This is a genomic window from Natrialba aegyptia DSM 13077 (assembly GCF_000337535.1).
In the GTDB taxonomy this organism is placed as follows: Archaea; Halobacteriota; Halobacteria; order Halobacteriales; family Natrialbaceae; genus Natrialba; species Natrialba aegyptia.
The window spans coordinates 1-24235 of record NZ_AOIP01000034.1; the positions used below are offsets into that span (position 1 = coordinate 1).

Here is a 24235-nt window from a genome sequence, read left to right on the forward strand (position 1 = left end):
GGGCGAGCACGCGGCCACGAATCCAGGAGTGGTGGCTGGCGGTGATCCAGTAGCGACGGTCGGTAGCTGATGCCATTGCACTCGTGTACCGAGAGCAAGTCTGTATCCGAATCCAAGCCGGTTCAACCATCGTCGTTGCGGCCGCCCGTGCTATCAGTATCCTCAGTATCCGTCTCACTGGCAGGGTTAGCCGCCTCCGCCCTGGTAGTAACATCCTCCTGCGTCCCGTTTGTAGTCGATGCCTCGTCGCTCTCGGATCGGTGCTCGGCGAGCGCCTCCTCGATCGTCAACTCCCCGGCCGCGACGCGGCGGGCGAGCAGTTCGTCGATCGCCCGATTCGTCCGACTCTGCTCGCGCGAGCGGTCCTTGATCACCTGGAGTTCACCCGCCGTCGGCTCGATATCGCGGGCGTCGACGACCTCCCCTTCGTGCCGGGCGATGTTGACCGCGGCCAACACGTCGCCCATCCCTCGCGCACCGGTCCCGAGGTAGGGCGTCGTCCCCGTCTCGTCGATGAGTTCGACTTGCACGTCCTCCAGATCGTTGACCAATTTTGAACTCCGGAGGCGCGCGCCGTCGCCGATGCGAACGACCGGGTCGGCGGCGTCGCTCACTTCGCGTTGGATCACGGCCACCGCGTCGGCGAGTGGCACCTGAAACGCGGCGACGACCGTCTCGCCCGCCAGCACGGCGATGCCGGGGTCGCGTCCGGGGTCGACGCCGATAATCGTCCGCCCGGCCGCGCCTCGAAGCGTCGTCAACGCCTGATCGACCGCCCGCCGCGGCTCGTCGGGTTCGGCGACGACCGTCGGCACGTCGTCCAACTCGGCTGCCGATTCCGCGTCCGTGATGACCACGGACGTTCGATCCGGCAACTCGGCGTCCGGTTCGACGGTCGTGAACTCGGTCCCCCGGTCCCGGAGTTCGGTAACGACGCCGTGGTAGACCTCGAAGTCCGCTGTCGCGACGACGATCACACTCGTCTTTCGCCGGCCCGCCGAATAAACGTGTCCGACGCCAGCGCCGGCACCGCGGCGCGAGAACGAGTCGGCCGTCGGTGACGTTTCGGGGACTTTTTGCCCGAACAACCCCAACTACGGGCGTGAACGACGCGGCAATCCAGACCGGCTGCGGGCCGGTCGACGAGTTACTCGGCGGGGGATTCGAGCGCGGCACCGTGACGCAACTGTACGGACCACCGGCCGCAGGCAAGACCAACCTCGCCCTCTCGGCTGCCGTCGAAACCGCCGCCACCGGCGGGACCGTCGTCTACATCGACACCGAAGGCGTCTCGGTCGATCGCTTCGACCAACTGCTGTCCGCTCGCGTCGGCACGGATGGGGCGGTCGCCGGTGACCGAGAGTCAGACACGCTCGAACCGGGACCGGAGCCGGGGCCGGAACCATCAACGGAACCCAAATCTACAGCCGACCCTGAACGCGACACAGACGCCACCGGTGACACCCACCCTGACATCGAAACCGTCGCCTCGCGAATCGTCATCGAAGACGCCCTCGACTTCGAAGAACAGGCCGAAGCCGTCCGCGATGCCGAAGAGTTCGCCGAGCGGGCGGACCTGATCGTCCTCGATAGCGCAACCGGCTTCTACCGACTCGAACGCACCGGCGAGGGCAGCGACGGCGAAGCCCTGCGAAGCGTCACCAGACAGGTGACACACCTCCTCTCTCTCGCGCGCAAACACGAACTCGCGGTCGTGCTCACGAACCAGGTGTTCGCCGATCCCGACTCGGACCGCACGCGCGCACTCGGTGGAAACACGCTCGAGCACTGGACCGGCGTCGTTCTGCGACTCGAGCGCTTTCGCGGTGGCAAACGACGTGCGATGCTCGAAAAGCACCGCTCGAAACCGGCGGGAGAGTCGGTACAGTTCCAGATTACGGACGCAGGTATCGAGGGCGACGGCGAGAGGGGACGGCGCTAGTTACACTACAGGTCCGTCTTTCGGAACCGCAGGTAGCCGAAGCAGAGCGGGCCACCGATCCAGCCGAGGAGGATCACGAACGCGAACAGCGGCCGTTCGTAGACGGCGGGATTGTCCGGAACGGCGTGAAACGGGATGTTCTCGAACGCCGGAACGAGTCCGCCGGCGAAGTTCGTAAACGCGGTCATCGGATTCAGGGCGACGACGAAGTCGACCCACGGCGGCGATGTCTCGGGGAGCGTGAAGCCGGATACGACGTAGAGGAGAATCTGCGGAAGGACGGTCCACAGCTGGAAGACGAAGACGACGTAGGCGCTGAACGCCGCAAACGAGGCTCGAGTCGAGGTTTTCGTGACGACCGAGATAGCGACGGCGATCGCGGTAAACGTGATCGTGAGGACGAAAAAGGCGAGCAGGGAGCCGGCAAACAGCGTTCCGTCGATCGAGACACCCATCACGAGCGCGATCGGCGCGGCGACGAGCAGCGCTGCAAGGGCGCTCATGGCGATGACGATGCTTCGCCCGAGCAGCGTTCCGAGAACGACCGTCTGCCGAGAAAAGGGCAGTCCGAGCAGCACCGTCAGCGAGCCCGTCGATCGTTTCTCGACCAGCGCGGGGGCGACGACTCCGAGCGCGACGAGCGGAATCAACAGCGTGACCGGGGCGAGCAACTGGGAGACGAGTTCGATGTCGACCTGCGCGGACGTTCGCCGGGCGGTTCGGCCCGCCGCGTACGCGAGTCCGGCACCGAGCAGTGCGAACATACCGACGAGAACGTGGGCCTGTCGATCGCGGACGGCGTCCTGGACGTCCTCGCGGGTAAAGAGCAGCAGGCGGCCGAGGAACCCGAGACCGGCCTGGCTCATGCGACACCCTCCGTGACGGTCGCGAAGAGTTCATCCAGCGACGGATCGGTCGTCGAGACGTTCGAAACGGTTGCGGGTGAGTCGTGGCAGGCGGCGATGACCGGCGCTTTCGCGCGGTTCTCACAGGCGACTTCGATCGTCGTGCCGTTGGTTTCGAGTTCTGCGACGCCGTCGATGGATGAGAGGCGGTCGAGTGCGTCGGCGGGGACTTGCGAGAGTTCGAGCGTGACGCGGGCCATGCCGCCGACGGTTTCGCGGAGGTGGTCGATGCTGTCGACGGTGACGAGTTGGCCGGCGTCGAGGATGGCGACGCGGTCGCAGACCGCTTCGACCTGTTCTAAGATGTGACTCGAGAAGAAGACGGTCGCGCCGCGGTCGCGCTCCTCGCGAACGATGCGCCGCATCGTGCGGGCACCGTTGGGGTCGAGGCCGGTCGACGGCTCGTCGAGCACGAGCAGGTCGGGCTCGCCGGCCAGCGCCATCGCGAGCATGAGCCGCTGGGCCATCCCCTTCGAGTACTGGTCGACGGGGTAGGCGTCCGGACCGAGCATGTTCACCCGCTCTAACAGTTCCTCCGGGTCGTCGGTGGCGTTCTTGGACTCGATCGCGAACTCGACGTGTTCGCGCCCCGTCCGTTCGCCGATCGGACCGTAGCCGTCCGGAAGGACGCCAGTGCGTTCGCGCACGCTGACGCTGTCGGTCTGGACGTCGTGACCGAGGACGCGGACCGACCCGCTGGTCGGCTGGACGTAATCGAGCATGATGTCGATTGCAGTCGACTTGCCGGCCCCGTTCGGGCCGAGAAAGCCGAACACCTCCCCTTCTTCGACGGTGAGATCGACGTTCCGGAGGGCAGTCACGGAATTACTGCGGATAATACCGCGACGCTTGTAGCGCTTTGACACGCCACTGAATTCGATGGCGACCATACAGCAGACCCCACAGCCATCGCTAATAGACTTTGTGTTCGGCTGTCAAGTTCGTGCGACTGGGCTGGGGTTGGAACGCTGAACTCGTGAGACTAGGTGCCGAATGGCAGGGTGTGCTGACCGTGGTGGCCGTGACGGTTCTGGTGACGAGCAGGGTGCAAAAAACGGACGAAAGGCGGCGGAGCGGCGGTCGTTAGAGCTCGTTCAGTTTCCGGAGGAGTTGGCCGCGGTACTCCTCGTCGCTCGTAATTCCCTTGACCTCGAGGACGTTGCGCTCGAGTTTGTCGAGCGCGACGCGGAAGGCGTTCTCCGCGCCGTAGCCCTCGCCGGTGCCGGCGACCTGCCCCTTGTTCGTCCGCAGGCGGACCTGGCAGTGGATCAACGGCGTGCCGCGGAGTTTCTCCTTGTGTTCCTTGAATCGTACGTGGACGTGAAGCACCTGCATGTCGGCGTACTTGTCCGAGACGTTCTCGATGCTCTGGACGATCGACTCTCGGGTGATCGTATCGAGCAGCGAGACGTTCGTGATCTGGACGTCCATGTGGTCCTCCTCGGTGAACGTCAGCGCCCGCAGAACGTCCGTCTTGGTGATGACCCCGATGACGGTCCGATCGTCGTCTTCGGGCGTCACCATCAGCCCGGCGTAGTCGTTATCGAGCATCGTCCTCACGGCCTTCTCGGCAGTGGCATCGAGGGTCGTCGTACTGACCGGGCTGTTCATGATGTCGTAGACCGGCACATCGAGCAGGCGCTGGGTATCGCCGACACGATCGCCCGTCGTCGTCGTGTGGTTCTCCCGAATGACGAAGTCGGCGATGTCGTGGGTCGTGATCACACCGGTGAGGTAGCCGTTTTCGTTCAGCACCGGCAGTCGCGAGATGCCGTGTTCGCGCAGGTGATTGATCGCCTTCCCGACGCCGTCGTCTTCCTGCAGCGTGACCGGGTCAGCCGTGTAAATATCCTCGACGGTAAGCGCATCGAGGTTCTCGAGAACCGCCTCGAGAATCGCATCGTCGGAGATGACGCCCCAGAGGTCGTCGTGCTCGAAGACCGGCGCGACCTTGGCGTTACTCTCGACGAGCACGCGGGCGGTCTCCCGAATATCTTCCTGCCGGTCGACCTTCGGGGACGGCGTGCTCCGACTGGGTTTGGTAAGTGCCGCAACCTTCGCGTCGTCCTCGACGTGAGATTGGAGGAGCTCCCGCTCGCTGATGACGCCCTCGTAGTCCCCGTCGTCAGTGACGATGATTCCCTTGGGGTTGCCGTCCTCGAACGTCGAGCGGACTTTCCCCATTCGCGTCCCGACATCGACTTCGATGTAGTCCTGGGTGGCGATATCAGCGATATTCATCCTTGCGAACGGATATACTGCACCAAGGGTTTTGAACATACCGCACGGTTTGTCCGGGTCGGACCGCTGAGCAGTGGATCGATCCGGGTTGGCTAGCAGGGGCAGACACTATTTTGTCCGGACCCGATGTAATGCGCGTATGAGGCCCGATATCGGCGTTCTCGGACGGTACACGTACCTCGCAACCGAACTCTTCTGGGGAACGATCGCGGCCACCCTACTGTACCGGGCAAACGCGGTCCGCAAAGCGGCGGTGACGATCCTCGCCCTCTATCCCATCGCGTACCTCTGGGACCGGTACACGCTCGCCGTCGGGGTCTTCAGTATCGAACTCCGAACGGGAATCGAAATCGCCGGCATCCCGCTCGAAGAACACCTGTTCATGGCCGTCGTCCCGGGTCTCGTCATCGGCTTCCACGAGACCATATTTGGCAGCGAACAGACAACTATCACCGAATGAGAGTAATCACGGCTGTCTTATTCCTGGACGCCAACGAGGGAGATGATGGACCGACGGGACCAGTCGACGGCCGAGACGCAGCCAGAGCCATCGGACGACTCCCGCGCTCGCACTGGCTCCACGATTCGCTCCCTCGGACGCCTCCTCCTCACAGCCGCCCTCGTCGGCGGGCTGCTCGCCGGCACGGCGGTGCTCGCGCCGATCGCGATCGACGACCTCGATTCTATCGGCGACATTCCCATTACCGAACGGCCCGCCCCGAGTTCGGATCCGCCGCCGGCCGGCGAGCGAAACCCCGAGGTGACCGACCCGGACGATCCCGGGGATTCGGCTCACGAAACCGACGTTGAGACCGTGACGGCGACGACCGTCGAGGACTTCGTCCACGCCGAAGTCAACGAGCGACGGGCCGAGCACGGACTCGAGCCGCTGGCGTGGGACGGGACCATCGCCTCCGTCTCCCGCGCACACAGCGCCGACATGGCCCAGCAGGAGTACTTCTCGCACACGAACCCTGCCGGCGAAGGACCGTACGACCGATTCACCGCCGTCGACAACTACTGTCGCGCCTACGGCGAGAACATCGCCATGACCTGGGTCGATAGACGCGTCGAGTCCCCCGACGGAGAGACCGTCGTCGAACACCAGACCGCCGAAGGCCTCGCGACCGGCCTCGTCAACCAGTGGATGAACTCGACGGATCACCGGAAGGCCATCCTCGAGCAGCACAGCTCCCAGGGCTGGGACCGGGCCGGAGTCGGCGTCTACATCGACGACGACGGTGCGGTCTACGCGTCGCAGAACTTCTGTCGCGAGTTGTAGGCTGTCGAAGTCGGAGTCGACACCGGCACGCTGGCACCCGCCACAACCGCCGCCGGAGCAGGGGAACGGTTATGGTTCCGGCACCAGCAGACCCGCACGATGAGCGACGATCGAGTTCAGTCCGACTCCGACCCCGACACCGACTCCGGCCCCGAGAGCGGGGCCGAGTCGACAGCGGAATCGGGTGCCGACGCCGAGCCCTTCGAGCCGGGTGGCGGTCCCAACCGCGTCGTTTCCGAGGAGAGCGTCGACGATATTCTCGACTCACTCGCGAAGACGGGCGCGACAGCGGACTCTTCGCGGATTGTGGTTTCCGCGGATGACGGCCCGACGGCGGACGAATCTGGGGACGACTTGGCGGACGGTGAGACTGCCGCCGAGGAACCCAGCAGTGAGTCAGCAACGACCAACTCGGCCGGCGACCAGCGGGTGGCGAGCGAGACGACGGAACCGGCTTCGGAACGTGTCGCGAACGGTTCTCGAATCGAGAACACGACCGACGCCGGTGCCGGCGCGGCTGACGCTCGGGGTAGTGATACCGTCGGGACAGCCACCAGTGAGGAGGGCACTGACGTGAACTCCAGCGAAGGCGATACCGCTGCGATCACCGGTGGGACGACCGAGATAAGCACCGGCGATACCGGTACCGATAGCTCCGGCCTCGCCACCCGCATCGAACAGGGCACCGTTACCGGTGCCGACGTTCGCGCTGCAGAAGCCGGAACCGGCCGCGAGTCCACACCGGACATCGACGACATCGATCTGTCGGTCGATGACCTCCAGACGGCGGCCGCCGAAACGAGCACGAACGCAGGCGATACCGGGTCCGAAAGCGGCGACTCACCCGCCAGTGGACCGCCCGACGGCATCGACGGTCTCCCCGATGACGCCGGACCGCTCGCCGGTTCGATCGACGAATCGAACCGCGCCGAGAATCCAGACGACACCGACGGCAGCGCCGCAACCGACGACTCACCGGGGCTGCTCGGCCGCCTCAGAGAACTCTTCTCGCGATAGTCCCGGGCGTTCGATTGTATCGCCGATGAGTGTGCGTGCGATCACAGGGGTCTGAACCGCTCATCCGACGAGCGTAATCAGCACGAACAGCGTCGCGATCGACGCGAGCGTCGTTACGAACACGTTCAGCGAGGCGAACGCCTCGTCGCCGCCGAGTTCGTTTGCGAAGACGAACGTCGAGACGGCGGTCGGCGTGCCGAGCATGACGACGGTTGCGGTGATCGTCGCGGTATCGACGGCGAGCCACGAGAAAATCGCCCACGCGAGCAGCGGCATGCAGCAGATTTTGAGCGCGACGACGGCGCCCGTCGCACCGGCGTCGACCGACGGCGTGTCGATCTGGAGGGACGCGCCGACACAAAGCAACGCGAGCGGGAGGGCGAACATGCTGAGAACGTCGAGGCCGGTCGTGACGGCCGGCGCAACCGAGACGTGTGCCGACCCGATCGCCAGGCCGGCTAGCAGCGAGAGGAGAACGGGGTTCGTCGCAAGTCGCCGCAGTTCCGCACTGAGCGTGGCGTTCGCTCCGTTGAGCGACGAGAGAACGAGAATCGTCAGCGGCAACTGCAATAGCGTGACGACGCCGAGGACGACGCTTGCGATCGCCGTCACGTCGTCGGCGAAGGTCGCCGCGACGAGCGGCAAGCCGAGATAGCCGAGGTTCGAGTGGTACGATTGGACGATAGCCACGCTTCGGCGCGAGTCAGCCGCGCGATTTCGATGGACGAGCCAGGCGATGCCCGCCGTGAGTCCGAAGACGAGCGCCAGTCCGCCTGCGAGCGACGGCGAGAGCAACTCGTCGATCGCCCGGTCGTACGTCGCAACGAAGACGAGCGCCGGCAGCGCAACGTAGTACGCGGCAGCGTTGAGCCACGCCGTTCGTGTCGTATCGAGGAGACCAACCGTTCGGAGTCCGGCTCCGAACAACAACAACGCGAGCAACGCAAGCAGCCGACCGAGCACGTCCACGTCCACGTCCATAGTCCGCCCCAGTCGACTCTGGCATTTCTACCGTTCGGTTCCGGCTAGTACTGAAACCATTACGAATCGACTCAATACCAGCACGTAGGATCTCTCTACGTACAGAAAGTGACGAAACGTGTAACAAACGTTTATGAATGGTGTCGTGGTCGGTGGTGCCTGATAATGACCCCGCCGCGTTCACCGACCGCAGACCGTCGAACCGTTCTTGCAGGCTTTGCGACGAGTCTCGGTTCGATCGGACTTGCGGGCTGTCTCAACGAGAGTACCGAAAGCAACGAAGACGAAGAAGGGGAGCAAAACGGTCGAGATGACCAGGAAAGCGAAGACCCGGCGGAGAACGCGAGTTCAAACGGCGACGAATCGTCGGCAACAGTACATTCGGACTACGAGACGACCGAGGTCCGGGTAACGACTCCCGATGGCGATGACGTTGGCGAGGTGACGGCAGCGATCGCTGATACGCCGACATTACAACGGGTGGGGCTGAGCGAGACCGAAGAGTTACCCGAAGACCGCGGGATGCTGTTCGTCTACGAAGCGGTGGACGATCGGACGTTCATAATGCCGGAGATGTCGTTCGGGATCGATATCATCTTCGCGGATGAAGAGGGCGTTATCACGGGTATCCACCACGCACCAGAACCGGGACCGGACGAAGACGGGTCCGAACAAACCTACCCCGGCCGCGGTCAATACGTGCTGGAAGTCGGATACGAGTGGACTGCCGATCGAGGCGTCGAAGAGGGTGATCGACTCCAGTTCGACCTGTAGGCCCTCGTAGAAACTGCTCGATCGCTTTTCAATTTTCGAGCGATAACTCGTCGCTTCGGGCCCTACAGTTTCTCGCTCGAAAGATGGGTTGGGACAGACTCGAATCGCATCGAGACGTACTCGCGTCGCTGCGCGTCTCGTCCGGTTCAGACTACCCGTAATGACGTGTCACAGACGAACTCCTCGCTCCGCTAGTGGAATTGTGTCGCTGAGAAATGGGGTGGGGCAGATTTGAACCACGGTCGTTCCGCTTCGCTGCACTCCCTGATTCAAATCGTCCCAACGTACAACCCAGTCGCTCACGGATTTGTTCGCGACAGAAGTAGTGGGTTGGGGCAGATTTGAACTGCCGGCCTCCTCCATGTCAAGGAGGTGTCATAACCAGACTAGACCACCAACCCGCCTGGTTTCGCTTTCCGTGGCCCGCGGCGCCACGCTGTCTGCACTCGTTCGTTGCCCGCCACCGTAATTGAAGGTTTCGAATCGATCGTCGTTCGCAACTGGTCCGCACGCTCCAACAGGCTTAATATGGTGTACTCATATGAACATCACAAGACAACAACGTACATTGGTGTCCACTATGCAGGAGTATGTCGAGCGAGTGACCGACGGGGCGAATCTCACACAATCGGAGGCTCGGGCGGCCTCGACGGCCGTCTTCGAAGACGCAACCGAGGCACAGATCGGTGCGCTGCTTGCCGCACTGCGCGCGAAAGGGGAAACCGAAGCCGAAATCGCCGGCTTCGCCCAAGGCATGCGCAACGCCGCACGGACGATCGAACCGGACCGCGAACCGCTGGTCGATACCTGCGGGACGGGCGGCGACGACTACAACACCATCAACGTCTCGACGACGAGTTCAATCGTCGCCGCCGGGGCCGGTGTGCCGATCGCGAAGCACGGGAACTACTCGGTGTCGTCGTCGTCGGGAAGCGCGGACGTACTCGAGGAAGTCGGGGTCAACGTCGAGGCCGAACCGCCGGCCGTCGAGGACGCCATCGAGCGCGACGGGATCGGCTTCATGCTCGCGCCGGTGTTCCACCCGGCGATGAAGGCCGTCATCGGCCCGCGCAAAGAACTCGGTATGCGGACGGTTTTCAACGTCCTCGGCCCGCTGACGAACCCCGCCGGCGCGGACGCGCAGGTGATCGGCGTCTACGATTCCGAACTCGTTCCCGTACTTGCGAACGCACTCGCGCGGATGGAGGTCGACCGGGCACTGGTCGTCCACGGCGCCGGCACGGACGAAATCGCGATTCACGGCGAGACGGCCGTCGCGGAGGTCGAGGGCGAGAGCGTCGACGAGTTCACGATCGACCCAGCGGCCCTCGGACTCGACGAGCACGACATCGACGACATCGCCGGCGGAACGCCCGCGGAGAACGCGACCGATCTGCGCGGGATCGTCGAGGGGTCGGTGACGGGAGCCAAGCGCGACGTGATCCTCGCGAACGCCGGCGCGGCGATTTACGTCGCCGGCGAGGCGGACTCGCTTGCGGACGGCGCGGCAGTCGCGCGCGAGGCGATCGAGTCGGGCGCGGCGGCGACGAAACTCGAGCAACTCTGTACGACCACGGCAGCGTCCGAGCCGGAGCCGGAGTCAGAACCACAACCCCGATGACGCGCGTCAAGATCTGCGGCCTGACGAACGCGGCGGATATCGAAACCGCGATCGACGCCGGAACTGACGCCGTCGGCGTCATCTGCGACGTGCCGGTCGACACGCCCCGAGAAGTCGCCGCCGACCGCGCGCGCGAACTCGTCGCGGCCGTGCCGCCGTTCGTAACGGCGGTGCTCGTGACGATGCCCGAAACGCCGGCGGCGGCGATCGATCTGGTCGAGCGCGTCGAACCCGACGCAGTGCAGGTCCACGGGAGCCTGGAGCCAACTGAACTCGGGTCCCTGCATGAAACGATCGATGCGGACCTCATTGCTGCCGTCGATGCCGGCGAGATGGATGCCTCGCTCGTCGGCGAGTACGCTGAGGCGGTCGATGCGCTCATTGTCGACAGCGCGGGTGAAGACGGCGGCGGTGGTACCGGCGAAACACACGACTGGGATCGAACGCGAACAGTGACGAACGCGCTTGAGACGCCGGTGATCCTCGCCGGGGGACTCACGCCCGAAAACGTCGCGGACGCAGTGCGGGCGGTCGATCCGTTCGCCGTCGACGTTGCAAGCGGCGTCGAGACCGCGGGCGGGAGCAAGGATACTGATGCCGTTCGATCGTTCGTCGACCGAGCCAGACACGCCGAACAGACGACGGGGTTGCAGCCGTAATCCTATGAGTGACACGACTTCGAATGCAGATGACCGCCTTTCGTTCGATATCGACCGTGAAACGTTCTGTGCGTATGCCACCGGTGACAGGACAACGGCCGACGACCGACCTGCCGTCGTGCGTACCGTCGCAACACTCGATCTCGAGACGACGCCGCTGACCGCCTATGCGGCGCTGACCGGACGGACGAACGCAGAAACGAGAACGGGAACCAACGCAGACGAGGGGACAACGGCGACCGATCGCGACCCCTCGCCGTACGCCTTCCTGCTCGAAAGCGCGGACAAGACGCCGTCGAGCGATCCGGATGGTGCCTTCCGGCCGCGATCCGACGGCACGGAGCGACACGCGCGATTCTCGTACGTGGGCTACGACCCCGAAGCCGTCGTCACCGTCGAACCGGACGGGATGCGTGTCGAGGCGCTCTCGCCGGATGCGCCGCTCGAGTTCATCGCTGCCGACGACAGTACTGACGATGCCAGCGCGACCGGTGACACCGTCGACGCGCTTCGACGGGCCATGCCCGACGTGCGGCTCGCGAACGACCCCGATCACGACCGACAGCATCTGGACGGCGGTCTCGTCGGCTTTCTCGCCTACGACGCCGTCTACGACCTCTGGCTCGACGAGGTCGGCTGCGAGCGACCGAACTCGCGGTTTCCGGACGCGCAGTTCGTCCTGACGACGAAGACGCTCGCGTTCGACGAACGCGACGGGACGGTGTCGCTCGTCTTCACACCGATCGTCGGCACCGAGGACGACCCCGCCGCCGTTTACGACGACCTCCGCGCCGAGGCGGCCGCCGTCGCGTCGACGCTGCGGACCGCCGAACGGCCCGATCCCGGCGGCTTCGTTCGCGAAAACGAGATCGCCGGGTCGCCGGAACGCTACGAAGCGAGCGTCAAGCGGGCGAAAGAACACGTCCTCGACGGCGACATCTATCAGGGCGTTATCTCCCGGTCGCGCGAACTCTACGGGGAGGTCGATCCCATCGGCTTCTACGAGGCGATGCGGGAGATCAACCCCTCGCCGTACATGTACTTGCTCGAGCACGACGACCTGACCGTCGTCGGTGCAAGCCCCGAAACGCTGCTGTCGGTGCGCGGGCGCGAGGTCATGGCGAATCCGATCGCCGGCACCTGCGACCGCGGGACGAGCCCCGTCGAGGACCGCCGACTGGCGGGCGAGATGCTCGCGGACGAGAAGGAGCGCGCCGAACACACCATGTTGGTCGACCTCGCGCGAAACGACGTGCGGCGCGTCTCGGCGGCCGGCTCCGTCCGCGTCGACGAGTTCATGAACGTGCTGAAGTACAGCCACGTCCAGCACATCGAGTCGACGGTGACGGGCGAGCTAGCGGCGGACGCCGACGCGTTCGATGCGACGCGAGCGTCGTTTCCCGCAGGGACGCTCTCGGGCGCGCCGAAGATCCGCGCGATGGAGATCATCGACGAACTCGAGACCGAGCCCCGCGGGCTGTACGGCGGGGGCGTCGGCTACTACTCCTGGGCGGGCGACGCCGATTTCGCGATCGTGATTCGGACGGCCACGGTGGAGGCGGACGCGCCGGTCCCCGACTCGGACGGGCGAACGGGAGATCGGATCACGGTTCGCGCGGGGGCCGGCCTGGTCGCCGATAGCGATCCTGCAGCCGAGTACGAGGAGACGGAACAGAAGATGGGCGGCGTCCTCGCGGCGCTCGAAGCGATTGAGCGTGACGCCGACGCCGACGCTGACGGGGCAGAGACCACGACCGTCGATGCATCGGTCGAAACGCCGGAGGTGAGTCGATGAGCGAGCGGGCAGTCGATCGGCGCGACGCGGCGCGGGGGACACAGACGCAGACGCAGACACAGACACAGGCACAGACACGGACACAGCGCGTGCTCTTCGTCGATAACTACGATTCGTTCACGTACAACCTCGTGGAGTACGTGAGCCAGCAGGCGAACACGGAGACCGCCGTGGTGAAGAATACGGCCTCGCTCGCGGACGTGCGGGCCACCGATCCCGACGCGATCATCATCAGTCCCGGTCCCGGCCACCCGAAGAACGACCGCGACGTCGGCGTCTCGACGGCCGTGCTCCGCGAACTCAGTACCGACGTACCGACGCTCGGCGTCTGTCTCGGCCTCGAGGCCGCCGTCTACGAGTTCGGCGGGGCGGTCGGGCGAGCGCCCGACCCGATCCACGGCAAGGCGTCGACGGTCGACCACGACGGGACGGGCGTCTTCGCCGGCCTCGAGCAGGGCTTTCAGGCCGGCCGATACCACTCACTGGTGGCGACCGACGTTCCCGACTGCTTCGAGATAACGGCGACGGCGATCCACGGTGACGCCGAACTCGTGATGGGGATTCGCCACCGCGAGTACCCGATCGAGTGCGTCCAATTCCATCCGGAGAGCGTGCTCACGGCCGTCGGCCACGATATTATCGAAAATTTCCTCACAGCCGTAGACGGGGCCGACGAGTAGCGTCGCTCGGTGTGACGATCAACGCGATAGATCGGCCGAGACCGTCGTGCTCGGCGGGTTCGTGATCCGGAGTGAGAAAAGAGGAGAGTACGAGCGCCAGATCGGTCCATTAGACCCCGGGGAGCAGTCCGAGCGTCCCGGTGGCATACAGCGCCGCGAGAACGACCGCAGCGATGATCCCGACGCGGACGGCCAGTTTGATCGCGATACGAATCGCAATGACAGCGACCGCGAAGGCGGCCAGCGCCGCCAGCACGAGAAACACCGTCGACCCCGTTAGTGGTTCGACCATGATCGAACTCCCGTACCCCAGTGCCGTAATCTTTCCGGATATCCTGACAGCAGTTTAACGGGGACCGTATCGATATCTGATACCTATCTCGGAAACCGCACTTCACACCGTGTTACACCCATGAAGCGGCGTTTTCCCGATCACGGCTGTTATCATCTATTGCTACTGTCGGTCACTTTCAGGTCGCTCTGATAATCGTTAAGGCACTCGACCACGTAACAGCATTCAGCGCGAGCGGCGACACTCCCGGTCGTCCACGGACAGATATCATAGAGACATCTTTACAACCACACTTGTGTTACTCCAACACGAGTAGGATAACAACACCACGTTTTATGAGGGATGCATGAATACCAAATCTTCGTCATGGTGAATCATGACCGGGCGTGCGGTCAGCGCGTAAGCAAGAATGACCGGTGATCAAAATCACAAGATCAGTACCACAAATCATCGCATGGGGCGGCGTTGCAGGCCTTGTCTACTATGGACAATTATACGGTGCCCTTCTCATCGCCCTAGCGGTGATCTTATGGCGATCCGAACAGCCATCTGAACACCACTCTTGACTGCTAGAACAGTCAATTGGCATGTGGTACGCTCTGCACAAGGTTATTCTGTCCTATTAAAGTTTGTAGTTGAACCGAGCTCACACATCCTATCTTATTTGTGCGCTATATGGGATAGAGAACCAACCTCTAGTGACGAGCTATCTATCAGGAGTATTCAGTACCTCCCTGGTCAGAAAATCATTAAGGCATTCGGGCTCTTATCTAGTAACAGGTGCAAATGCGGCCATTCTGTGTGGTCGCATCAAAATAATCAGTAGCGGTGGCTATACAACTATACTTGTATTACTACAAAAAGAATAGTCATACTTAAGAGGAAAGCATGAATACCAGACCTTCGTCACGAATGATGAGAGCCAGGACTCGGATACACGCACGAATCGACACAGCGCGACGTGATACCCTCGAGGTGACTCGCGCGTGAGCGAACACGACATCTCCGCGGCGGATCTCACCCTCCCGATCAAACGCACCGAGGGCGAGACGCTCGAGCAGCGACTGACCGCAAACGCCTACAACAACATCCTGCCCGCACGCTACCTGCGCAAGGACGCCAACGGCGAGCTCATCGAAGAACAGGAAGACCTCTTCGAACGAGTCGGCAAGAACATCGCCCTCGCCGAGGCGGTGTACGAGGCCGAACAACAGGATACCACGATCACCGTCACGCCCGACCAACTCAAACCGGACCACCCGCGCCGAGACGAACTCGCCGCGGAGGTCTTCGGCGCCGGCACCACGGCCGACGACGACGCCGAAACGGAACTCACCGAACACAACGTCAACAAGTTCGCCTACGAGACCGTCGTTCCGGAGCTTCCGGACGCAGTCCGCGAGCACGTCGAGGACGTCGCCGAAACGTTCACCGAGGGCATGGAATCGCTTTCGTTCATGCCGAACTCGCCGACCCTGATGAACGCCGGCGACGAACTCCAGCAGCTATCGGCCTGTTTCGTCATGAGCCCGGACGACGACCTCTCGGACATCCACGAGACCGCAAAGAAGGCCGCGGAGGTCTTCCAGTCCGGCGGCGGCGTCGGCTACGGGTTCTGGCAACTGCGCCCCTACGGCGACGCGGTCGGCTCCACCGGCGGCATCGCCTCGGGCCCGATCACCTTCATGCGGACCTACGATCAGCTCTGCGAAACCATCGCCCAGGGCGGTACCCGCCGCGGTGCCCAGATGGGCATCATGCGTGTCTCTCACCCCGACGTCATCGAGTTCATCCACGCGAAGAACAAGGACGTCTCGCTGGCCCACTGTCTGCGTCTCAACGATCCCGACGACTACACGTACACCTCCTTCAGCGAAGCGCTCGAGGAGGCTCGCAGCCTGATCGACGAGGACGGCCGCGTCCCGAAGCACCTTCGCAACGCCGTCGAAGGCCATCTCTCTAACTTCAATATCTCCGTCGGCGTCACCGACGCGTTCATGGAGGCCGTCCAAAACGGCGACGAGTACACGTTCACCAACCCGCGCACGGAAGAGCCCCACATCGCGACCGAGGAAACCAAGGAGATGTACAGCCGCTACGATCTCGGCGAGCACGTCGAGGTCGGCGAGCCGCTGTCGATTCCGGCCGAACTCATCTTCGAGCGCATCGTCGAGGGCGCTCACGAAAACGGTGAGCCCGGCGTCATTTACCTCGAGCGGGTGAACAAGGAACACTCCTTCGACACCGAAGCGAATCCCGACCACAGAATACTTGCAACGAATCCCTGCGGAGAACAGCCCCTAGAGGAACACGAGGCTTGCAACCTCGGCCACATCAACCTCTCGACGCTCGCCGATCAGGAAGCACCCGACTGGCGGGTCTGGTCCGAGGCACACGCAGACGAGTTCACCTCGCAAGCCGAGGCCATCGACGCCTTCCTCGCGGAGGCGATCGACTACGACGAGTTCGACGAGCGCATCGAGTACGGCACCCGGTTCCTCGAAAACGTCGTGACGATGTCGGACTTCCCGGTCGAAGAGATCGAAGAGACGGTTCGGGACATGCGCAAGATCGGCCTGGGAATCATGGGGCTGGCACAGCTGTACGTCCAGCTCGGCGTCAAATACGGCAGCGAGGAGGGCAACGAAATCGCCCGTCAGCTGATGACCCACATCAACCACGGCGCGAAGGCGAAGAGCCACGAACTCGCCGAAGAGCGCGGCTCCTTTAACGACTGGGACGACTCGAAGTACGCCGCCCCGACCGAGTACCGCGAGTGGTTCGAGCGCCAGACCGGGGAGGACGCCGACGAGTGGGAGGACGGGTTCCCCATTCGGAACCACAACGTGACGACCATCGCCCCCACGGGCACCACGAGTATGGTCGGCAACACGACCGGCGGCTGTGAGCCGATCTACAACGTCGCCTACTACAAGAACGTCACCGACGACGTGCAGGGCGACGAGATGCTGGTCGAGTTCGACGACTACTTCCTTCGAACCTTGGAGGCCAACGACATCGACGTCGAGGCAGTCAAGGAAGAGGCCCAGGAACAGATGGCGACCAACCAGTTCGACGGCGTCGAAGGGCTTTCGACCGTGCCGGACGCCATCGGCGAACTGTTCGTCATCACCGCGGACCTCTCGGCCAAACAGCACGCCGCCGTCCAGTGTGCCTGCCAGAAGGGCGTCGACTCCGCGATTTCGAAGACCGTCAACGCGCCGAACGACTCCACGCTCGAGGACGCAAAGGAGGTCTTCGAGTGGGTCTACGAGAACGGCGGCAAGGGCGTCACCTACTACCGCGACGGCACCCGCTCGAAGCAGGTGCTCACCACGCGCGCCGAAAACACCGACTTCGCGGACGAAACCGAAGCGGCCGAGGCACTCGTCGACCAGATCGACGAAATCTTCGGCGGTCTCGAAGCCTTCCTCGGGAGCGAGGACGTGCAGGCGGTACTCGAGGAGGACGCCGACGAACTCGCCGGCGACGCTCGCGATGGCGCTGCAGAATCGGAGCGGGAGCCGATCCACGTCGACTTCACCGAAAAGCGCGAGCGCCCCGACGCGCTGCAGGGCGTCAGCCAGCGCATCGACACCGGCTACGGCAAGGTCTACGTGACGATCAACGAAGATCCCGAAACCGGCCAGCCGTTCGAACTGTTCGCCAACATTGGCCACTCCGGCGGCTTTACGAACTCCTTTACCGAAGCGCTCGCGAAGGTCATCTCGACCTCGCTGCGTTCGGGCGTCGACCCCGACGAAATCGTCGACGAACTCTGTGGCACCCGAAGTCCGAAGGTCGCCTGGGACAAGGGCGAGCAGATCCAGTCGATCCCCGACGCAATCGGTACCGCGATGCGCCGATACCTCGAAGACGAGATCGACAAGCCGTACCCGACCCAGCAGACCCTGGAGGACGCAGCCGAGACGGGAACGGATGCCGAGTTCAGCGAGCCGGAAACCGACGGCGGTGCGGGCGTTGCCGACCGCGACAGTGACGATGCGACGCAGGATCTCATCGACGCCGGCGAGTCGCCGGAGTGCCCCGAGTGTGGCTCCCTATCGCTTTACTTCTCCGAAGGCTGCAAGACCTGCGAGTCCTGTGGCTGGAGCGAGTGCTAGGCGGGCGACGTAGCGAAGAGACCTCGGTTTCGTTTCCGGTCGATTTTCGTTTTCAATCGCGTTCCGTCTCCGAATCGGATCACCAACACTTAGCACCGTACAGCCGGTAGTGAATCGTATGGCCGGCGACGATGGCGGCGCGAACTCCGAGCGGAATCAGACGGCCGCGGAGACTGCGGGAGGCCCGACCTGCCCCCGCTGTCGCGGCGAGTTATTCAAACGCCACTGCAAGTACGTCTGTCCGCAACACGGTGTCGTGTACGATTGTGCCGATACGTTCTGGACGTAGGGCGACACACGCTGTGTCACGGTCGTCCAGCGTTCAGTGAACCTTCACCGCACCAGGCCCTGATAGCTCTGTTACCGGCTCCCGGTGGACCGCTGTTGCCGTGAGCGAACCACGCGATAGACCGGTCCAGCAAGTAAACACAAGACGGCCAGACAACAGGCGACCGACAGCATCAACCCGAGTTCACCGACGCCATCAGTTGCGACCGTTCCAGCGGACGCGCCGACGACGACCGCGCCGAGCGTCCACGGGAGTTCGCCGAGGAGGGTTCCGAGAACGAACGTGCGAAAGGAGACGCCGCTGACCGCTGCAGCGCACGTCGAGAGGTCGGAGGGAACCGGTGCCAACCGCGAGGCTGTGACCCCGCGAAGCGGGCCCGCCGCCTCGTAGTAGCGGTCGATGACGGCGTTTGTCCGCTGGAACAGGCCGGTGAACGGCGATTCGGGTGCGTGTTCGCGTTCATCCGCTTGCGTATCGGTACTTCCGTCGGCACCGTCACCGGCAGCGATCCGAACGCCCAGAAAGACCGGCGTAACGGTGACGACGACGCCACCGAGTGCGAACGGAACGCCCATTGCGATACCGTACCCGTACCCGACGACGGCGGCAAGCGGCGTCGTTGGCCAGGCAAATAGCGGTCGGACGAGATAGAGTCCGGCGACGGCCATACCGAACGCGACGGGGTTCGCTGCCAGCGATTCGACGGCCACAACGACCGACGACGGCGAGACGAGAAGTCCCGCAGTGACGGCTGCGCTGGCGACGAGCACGCCAGCGAGAACTCGCGTCGAGACCGGCAGCGCCGACATCGGTCGGGCTTTTTCGGCAATCGTTGAAGCCTTTGTGCTCTGACGCTGTCGATTCCCGTCCGCGCGAGTTGCGAACTGGACGGCGACGACCATCACCACCACGACCGTGACCACAGCCACAACCACAACCATAATCGCAACCGCAAATCCGCTCGTTCGGACACGTCACAACGTTTATTCGCCCCGCTCTGTGACCTCTCATCGATGGCGCGCGACGGGTCCGGGAACGAACACGAACGCGAACGCGAGCAACGTGAGCGTACAGACAACACAGAAACCGAGCCACAGCACCGCGGACAGCCAAACAACCACGACGACCGCGTCGAACTCGGCCTCGCACTCCTCGAGCGCCTCGAACACGACTCCCTCTCGCTCGCCGACGTCGTCGATCGAATCGAGACGGTCACGACCGATCCCACGATCACCCGAACCATCCTCGACGAAGCCGAACTTCGCGGAATTATCGACCGCGAGAACGGCATCGTCCGACCGAAAAGCCGCCAGTACGTCCGCTTCGAACAGGACGTCATCACCAAGGACGGCGAGTTCAGTTGCCGCCGGTGCGGCTGTGGCCTCTCGACCGGCTACTTCATCACGCTCGACGCGGGTGAACTCGGGCCCTTCGGCTCGTCGTGTATCCGGAAGGTGACTGGACGCGAGACGGACTGACTGAGCGCACGGCAGCGAGAGCGACGGCTGGTGGTCGTGTGACCTACTAGATCAGTGCGGCAACAACGGAGGGGGGAGGAAAGAAGAGAAGAGAAGAGCGTCAAGAGCGGAGCGAGGATAGTAGATAGGAGAGTGCGCGGACAACTGCGACGTTATCGACCCTGGCGAAGTTCAGTAATCAACTGTTCGATCGTCCGTTGTTGTTGCTCGATGAGTTCGTTCTGCTCTTCGAGTGCCGCCTCGAGCGTGTCGAGCCGGTCGAGGACTTCGGGGTCGGTACCGGCGCTGGGAGTATCGCCCGTCGCTGTCCCCTGGGTCCCTCCCGTACCAGCACCGGCACCCGAACCTGCACCCGCGGACCCAGCAGCCGAACTGAACTCGTCCGTTCCGGCGGCCTCGTCGGTCTCGTCGAAAATCGAATCGGTATCGACGATTCCGGAGTCGGTCTCGGGAGCGGCGGCAGACGATTGCTCCGAGACGGTGTCGGTGGGGGCTGAGTCGGAAGCGGTGGATCGAGAGTGAGAAGCAGACTGGGACTGAGACTGAGACTGCATTTCTTCATGGCCCGGCTGATTCTCAGCCGAACGCGTGTCCGCTTGCTGGCCAAGCGGGTCGGCGGAGTGATCTTGCTGTGTCTGGCTCCGTGATGGGTCGCGCTCTCGCTCTCCGTCATCGTGGTCCGTCAACTCGGGCGGATTGGCGTCGAGCGGGTCGACACCGTCACCGAAGTCCATCGAGGCGTCGGATGTCCCGGTATCGTCATCGGAGTCGTCTTCGCCGACTGTCTCGTTGAGTTCAGCGAGCGACTCGACATCGTGGTACTCAAACAGTGCACGTTGGAGGCGCTCGCGGAGGTCGTTTGCTTCGTCGTTCGGGGCCTTGATCCGCTGTGGACGGCCGTCGACGGAAAGGACGATCTGAGTAGCGACGCTGCCGTCCTCGAACGAAAGGTTCGTCACGTCTTCGAAGGCGTACTCCTCGTAATCCTCGTCCCAGACTGCGCCACCGATGTGTTTGACTAACCGCTCGCTCGTGATGAGCAGCGTGAGCTCGCTAAAGCGATACGTCTGGACGACCGTTTCACCGGGCTCCGTAATCTCGTTGCCGTTCAAAATACCCGCAATCACCGGATGCAACGCCTCGTCCGTCTTGCTCGACGGAACGGAGAACTCCTGTGTACCCTCGAGTGCGTACTCGAGCGTGAATTTGGTCTTGCGACGACCCTCCGAAAGCGTAAGTCGATCCGCGTCGTGGGAATACTCGTTGACCGATTCGTCGCTCAAGAGTCCCTCCGAACGGTAGACGAGCGTCCGCGTGGGTGTAATGAAGAGTTCATCCTCGCCGCCGAGAGAGACGCGTGCCGCGATCTCCTCGCCATCGAGAGTAGACTGAACGATGCCGGGAACGTTCATGAAACGCAGTTCGTAATAACGTGTGATAAATCCGTGGGTCCAGATTGCACGACCGGCGGGAATGAGAAGGTTAAAGAGAGAGACGGCACTACCGAAGAGTGAGCCCGGGTGGCTTAGCTGGACATAGCGCCGCACTCATAGGGTTCAGAGATTCGGTGCGGTTTCGCCTTGGAAGCCTCCGTGTCCCACAGAGGACTGCCGAGCCTCGGACCTGGGACATGCGGAGATCGAGGGTTCGGAGCCCTCCCCGGGCATTTCCCACTTTTCCATATCGCTAGATTCCCCACGAGTGCAGTGGCCGCTTCGTCTACAGTCGACTACGAGAACGACACGTGCGACGACGGCCCTCGCCGGGTAGCAGGTGAGTGATTACCGAGCGGGGACAGCTCCATACGATAGTCGGGCGGGAGAGTGCAACCAGCTCTCGGATCGCCGAGCGTCGGCAGGCTGAGAGACATCGAGAAGCACCATCGATGCGGGAAACGGAGTGGGATGGGAGAGATAGCAGGGAACTGCCCCCAGGATAGGCGTCCGCGGTTGGCAACGACGGATATGCATTCCCTGCTACCAACGGTTTGTCCAGGTTATTATGAAGATAGTGACCAATAGGCTGTGAATTGCTGGAACTCACGGCGTTCAGTACAGGACTTCGTTCGTCCTCACGCCAACATCACAGCGTCTCTCCGGAAACCGCGTCTACAATGACCGACAGCGGCGGACGAGTCACTGCCACCGGTCGCCAAAAGTGAACTCGTGGGCTGGCCACGGAAACTCATGGAACCGTACTTACCGAAAAGAAGGGGAGGAATCGTGTCTCCGTGGCCATCCGGAGTCCTTACAGATTGACGGAATTATTCGATGTTCTAACACTGATTCCGTGCGGCCCGATCGCAACTCGTACATTGCCTGTCTCCACAACGATTCCGTTTCTCCTGTCTTTCTCGTTGTGATGGTGCCCCTTCTTATCGCCTTTCTTCCGCTTGCCTTTCTTCTTGCCGTGCCTCTTGCCGTGCTTCTTCTCGTCGTGCTTCTTGCCGTGCTTCTTCTCGTCGTGCTTCTTGCCGTGCTTCTTCTCGTCGTACTTCTTGCCGTGCTTCTTCTCGTCGCGCTTCTTGCCGTGCTTCTTCTTGCTATCTCTCTTTTTCCCGTCTTTCTTCTTCTGGTCGTTATGCGCGGAAACGGCACCAGTCAGTCCGACCGTTCCGAGACTGACGATACCGGTCGTCCGGAGCACGTTGCGGCGAGTACGGATCGATTGATCGTCTGTCATTCTGATTCGCACACTCCACCACTTCCTCATCCGGATACCGTTATTAGTGGCAACAAATGTTACAATAGTAACCATACCTAACTCGAATCAAAACGATTGGCTGAAAAGAGTGCTTTCAGCCTCACTTCCGAACGACTGCTCGGAATTCAAAGAGCCATATCAAATACAACTCGGTAAAATAATCAAACGAAATGTATTTTCGGCGGAACCAGTACCGAAAGTACTCACGAAAACAGTTCCAGCATATCCCGGAGTAATCCGTTATACGTCGCAACAAGACGCTATTCAACCGAGTATGATCGAGCGGACAACGCAGATAGTAATTTGTTACTTTTCGGTAATAGGTATATACGTCTTGGAAACCGAATCATCGGACAAATTTGTCGCTAGCCGTAATTGTTTCAAAACGCTACGGTCAACTGATATGTTTTTGTGTACCAAAGTGATGGACGTATTCAACACACTTCGCGATCCGTAAGAGTTCTCCGCCAACGAGAGACTACCCAGCAGCCACAACGCTGGGAGAGTAGTTGCTACCGTTTTGAGCCTCCGTTAGTGACCGAGTTCAACTCGGTCGAGACGAGACCGCTCTCGTCATCGCTAGCGGACGCCGAGAACGGGTGTCGAACGGCGAGTCAGCCCCGGTTACCCCTCGAATCGATCCCTGAATTTGGAAATCGTCAGACGTACGGCTGACGAATGGCAGTCACGCGTCGGAAAACCATCAGCGGTTTTATCTTGGATGGTGTGGCACGGAGTAGTATGGGGTCGGGGACCCAACCGAGTATCGAGATACTACAGCAGATTGCCACAGCCGAAGGTGTCGAGCCGACTGAACTCGAACCGCCACTCTACAACGTTATCGATCCGGACGCGCTCGATGCACTGGTTCAGTCGATGGCCGACAGGACGAACACTGACTTCGAAACTCAGACGAAGCCGGCGCGCTCGAAAATCGAGTTCACCTACTGCGGGTATACAGTTCATGTGGACGAGATCGGCCGTGTCGACGTGCGGCCAACAGCAGATCGGCGTCCAGAGTCACGAGCGAACTCGACGGAGGATGTTCAGAGTGATTGATGTGTGAGGAGTAACACCTAGGATTCGACCTGAATCGTGCCGTCCGCGGTTATCGTGACGAGACAGTCGCTGTACTCGAAGGAGACGGAGCCGTCGCTTCGGAGTCCGTTGGCACGCGGCTCGAACAGTCGTTCGAGTGCGTCAGCGTTGATTGCGTAGTGGAGCGGTTCGAGTTCAGTGACGTCTTCGTTGCAGGCGGTTGCGACGGCGGTTGCGACCGCGACGCTGAGCGGTTCGTCGTCGAGACGGTCGTACTGAGTGGTATACGGTTCCTCTGTGCGTGAGACTGGTTGCGATGGTGAAGGCATTTTAGTCATTGCAGTAGCCCCCAATTCCGTGGAAGGTAGTCTTCCTTCACGGTTGACTGTAAAGAGGCTGATTGTTAACTGTGTA

General features: G+C 62.4%; 23 protein-coding genes and 2 tRNA genes. 14 read left to right on the forward strand and 11 right to left on the reverse strand.

The features are described from left to right. Positions 1-122: 122 nt before the first annotated feature. The gene (locus C480_RS16305) at positions 123-977 is read right to left on the reverse strand and encodes a hypothetical protein (RefSeq protein WP_049903844.1); all 855 of its coding nucleotides are present in this window, start codon (positions 975-977) and stop codon (positions 123-125) included. Positions 978-1102: 125 nt separating this feature from the next. Between C480_RS16305 and C480_RS16310 the strand changes: the two genes are divergently transcribed. Beyond that, a complete protein-coding gene (locus C480_RS16310; protein WP_006666717.1) occupies positions 1103-1942 on the forward strand; it encodes an AAA family ATPase in 840 nt (279 codons plus the stop codon). Between the two features lie 5 nt (positions 1943-1947). Here C480_RS16310 and C480_RS16315 read toward each other — a convergent pair whose 3' ends face one another. The 3 genes from C480_RS16315 to C480_RS16325 form a co-directional block, all read right to left on the reverse strand. Next, positions 1948-2808: an ABC transporter permease gene (locus tag C480_RS16315; RefSeq protein WP_006666718.1), complete on the reverse strand. Its 861-nt coding sequence runs from the start codon at positions 2806-2808 to the stop codon at positions 1948-1950. Then, on the reverse strand, positions 2805-3737 hold the full coding sequence (locus tag C480_RS16320; protein WP_006666719.1) for an ABC transporter ATP-binding protein: 933 nt from the start codon (positions 3735-3737) through the stop codon (positions 2805-2807). The genes C480_RS16315 and C480_RS16320 overlap by 4 nt, the downstream gene beginning before the upstream one ends. A gap of 193 nt (positions 3738-3930) precedes the next feature. Then, positions 3931-5088 carry a CBS domain-containing protein gene (locus C480_RS16325; protein WP_006666720.1) on the reverse strand — a complete coding sequence of 386 codons (1158 nt, stop codon included), beginning with the start codon at positions 5086-5088 and terminating at the stop codon, positions 3931-3933. Between the two features lie 139 nt (positions 5089-5227). Here C480_RS16325 and C480_RS16330 point away from each other — a divergent pair, with 139 nt between their 5' ends. The 3 genes from C480_RS16330 to C480_RS16340 all read left to right on the forward strand — a co-directional run bounded on the left by C480_RS16330 (position 5228) and on the right by C480_RS16340 (position 7387). Continuing rightward, positions 5228-5548 carry a lycopene cyclase domain-containing protein gene (locus tag C480_RS16330; protein WP_006666721.1) on the forward strand — a complete coding sequence of 107 codons (321 nt, stop codon included), beginning with the start codon at positions 5228-5230 and terminating at the stop codon, positions 5546-5548. Between the two features lie 45 nt (positions 5549-5593). Then, positions 5594-6370 carry a CAP domain-containing protein gene (locus C480_RS16335; RefSeq protein WP_049903846.1) on the forward strand — a complete coding sequence of 259 codons (777 nt, stop codon included), beginning with the start codon at positions 5594-5596 and terminating at the stop codon, positions 6368-6370. Positions 6371-6469: 99 nt separating this feature from the next. Continuing rightward, positions 6470-7387 carry a hypothetical protein gene (locus C480_RS16340; protein WP_006666723.1) on the forward strand — a complete coding sequence of 306 codons (918 nt, stop codon included), beginning with the start codon at positions 6470-6472 and terminating at the stop codon, positions 7385-7387. Positions 7388-7447: 60 nt separating this feature from the next. Here C480_RS16340 and C480_RS16345 read toward each other — a convergent pair whose 3' ends face one another. Beyond that, positions 7448-8356, reverse strand: coding sequence for an AEC family transporter (locus C480_RS16345; protein ID WP_049903848.1), 909 nt, complete (start codon positions 8354-8356; stop codon positions 7448-7450). Between the two features lie 177 nt (positions 8357-8533). Here C480_RS16345 and C480_RS16350 point away from each other — a divergent pair, with 177 nt between their 5' ends. Further along, positions 8534-9142, forward strand: a complete 609-nt coding sequence (locus C480_RS16350) for a DUF192 domain-containing protein (protein WP_006666725.1) — start codon at positions 8534-8536, stop codon at positions 9140-9142. 326 nt (positions 9143-9468) lie between these two features. Here C480_RS16350 and C480_RS16355 read toward each other — a convergent pair. Then, positions 9469-9543 (reverse strand) — tRNA-Val (locus tag C480_RS16355). Between the two features lie 179 nt (positions 9544-9722). Between C480_RS16355 and trpD the strand changes: the two genes are divergently transcribed. The 4 genes from trpD to trpG are packed head-to-tail and all read left to right on the forward strand — an operon-like array spanning position 9723 to position 13897. Then, positions 9723-10763 carry an anthranilate phosphoribosyltransferase gene (gene trpD / locus C480_RS16360; RefSeq protein WP_006666726.1) on the forward strand — a complete coding sequence of 347 codons (1041 nt, stop codon included), beginning with the start codon at positions 9723-9725 and terminating at the stop codon, positions 10761-10763. Then, positions 10760-11422 (forward strand): phosphoribosylanthranilate isomerase, encoded by a 663-nt coding sequence (locus tag C480_RS16365; RefSeq protein ID WP_006666727.1) that lies wholly within the window; start codon positions 10760-10762, stop codon positions 11420-11422. Before trpD ends, C480_RS16365 begins: the two co-directional genes overlap by 4 nt. A 4-nt stretch (positions 11423-11426) precedes the next feature. After that, positions 11427-13217 (forward strand): anthranilate synthase component I, encoded by a 1791-nt coding sequence (gene trpE, locus C480_RS16370; protein ID WP_006666728.1) that lies wholly within the window; start codon positions 11427-11429, stop codon positions 13215-13217. Continuing rightward, on the forward strand, positions 13214-13897 hold the full coding sequence (gene trpG / locus C480_RS16375; protein WP_006666729.1) for an anthranilate synthase component II: 684 nt from the start codon (positions 13214-13216) through the stop codon (positions 13895-13897). Before trpE ends, trpG begins: the two co-directional genes overlap by 4 nt. Positions 13898-14006: 109 nt before the next feature. On the opposite strand, the gene C480_RS16380 is transcribed toward trpG, so the two are convergent. Further along, positions 14007-14189 (reverse strand): hypothetical protein, encoded by a 183-nt coding sequence (locus C480_RS16380; protein ID WP_006666730.1) that lies wholly within the window; start codon positions 14187-14189, stop codon positions 14007-14009. A 986-nt stretch (positions 14190-15175) separates the two neighbouring features. Between C480_RS16380 and C480_RS16385 the strand changes: the two genes are divergently transcribed. After that, positions 15176-18313, forward strand: a complete 3138-nt coding sequence (locus C480_RS16385) for an adenosylcobalamin-dependent ribonucleoside-diphosphate reductase (RefSeq protein WP_006666731.1) — start codon at positions 15176-15178, stop codon at positions 18311-18313. Between the two features lie 118 nt (positions 18314-18431). Then, positions 18432-18602: an HVO_2523 family zinc finger protein gene (locus tag C480_RS23895; RefSeq protein WP_006666732.1), complete on the forward strand. Its 171-nt coding sequence runs from the start codon at positions 18432-18434 to the stop codon at positions 18600-18602. A 71-nt stretch (positions 18603-18673) separates the two neighbouring features. Here C480_RS23895 and C480_RS16390 read toward each other — a convergent pair whose 3' ends face one another. Beyond that, entirely contained in the window at positions 18674-19411 is a 738-nt protein-coding gene (locus C480_RS16390; protein ID WP_049903850.1) for a TVP38/TMEM64 family protein, read from the reverse strand. A gap of 204 nt (positions 19412-19615) precedes the next feature. On the opposite strand from C480_RS16390, the gene C480_RS16395 reads away from it, so the two are divergent. Continuing rightward, positions 19616-20080 carry a DUF5830 family protein gene (locus C480_RS16395; RefSeq protein ID WP_006666734.1) on the forward strand — a complete coding sequence of 155 codons (465 nt, stop codon included), beginning with the start codon at positions 19616-19618 and terminating at the stop codon, positions 20078-20080. 152 nt (positions 20081-20232) lie between these two features. Here C480_RS16395 and C480_RS16400 read toward each other — a convergent pair whose 3' ends face one another. Beyond that, positions 20233-21492 carry a DUF7115 domain-containing protein gene (locus C480_RS16400; protein WP_006666735.1) on the reverse strand — a complete coding sequence of 420 codons (1260 nt, stop codon included), beginning with the start codon at positions 21490-21492 and terminating at the stop codon, positions 20233-20235. Positions 21493-21594: 102 nt separating this feature from the next. Between C480_RS16400 and C480_RS23105 the strand changes: the two genes are divergently transcribed. Next, positions 21595-21746: transfer RNA gene (locus tag C480_RS23105), tRNA-Met, on the forward strand. A gap of 581 nt (positions 21747-22327) precedes the next feature. Here C480_RS23105 and C480_RS16405 read toward each other — a convergent pair. Then, positions 22328-22762, reverse strand: a complete 435-nt coding sequence (locus C480_RS16405; protein WP_241433844.1) for a hypothetical protein — start codon at positions 22760-22762, stop codon at positions 22328-22330. A gap of 762 nt (positions 22763-23524) precedes the next feature. On the opposite strand from C480_RS16405, the gene C480_RS16410 reads away from it, so the two are divergent. Beyond that, positions 23525-23842 (forward strand): HalOD1 output domain-containing protein, encoded by a 318-nt coding sequence (locus C480_RS16410; protein ID WP_006666737.1) that lies wholly within the window; start codon positions 23525-23527, stop codon positions 23840-23842. Between the two features lie 17 nt (positions 23843-23859). Here C480_RS16410 and C480_RS16415 read toward each other — a convergent pair whose 3' ends face one another. After that, on the reverse strand, positions 23860-24150 hold the full coding sequence (locus C480_RS16415) for a HalOD1 output domain-containing protein (RefSeq protein ID WP_006666738.1): 291 nt from the start codon (positions 24148-24150) through the stop codon (positions 23860-23862). Positions 24151-24235: the final 85 nt, after the last annotated feature.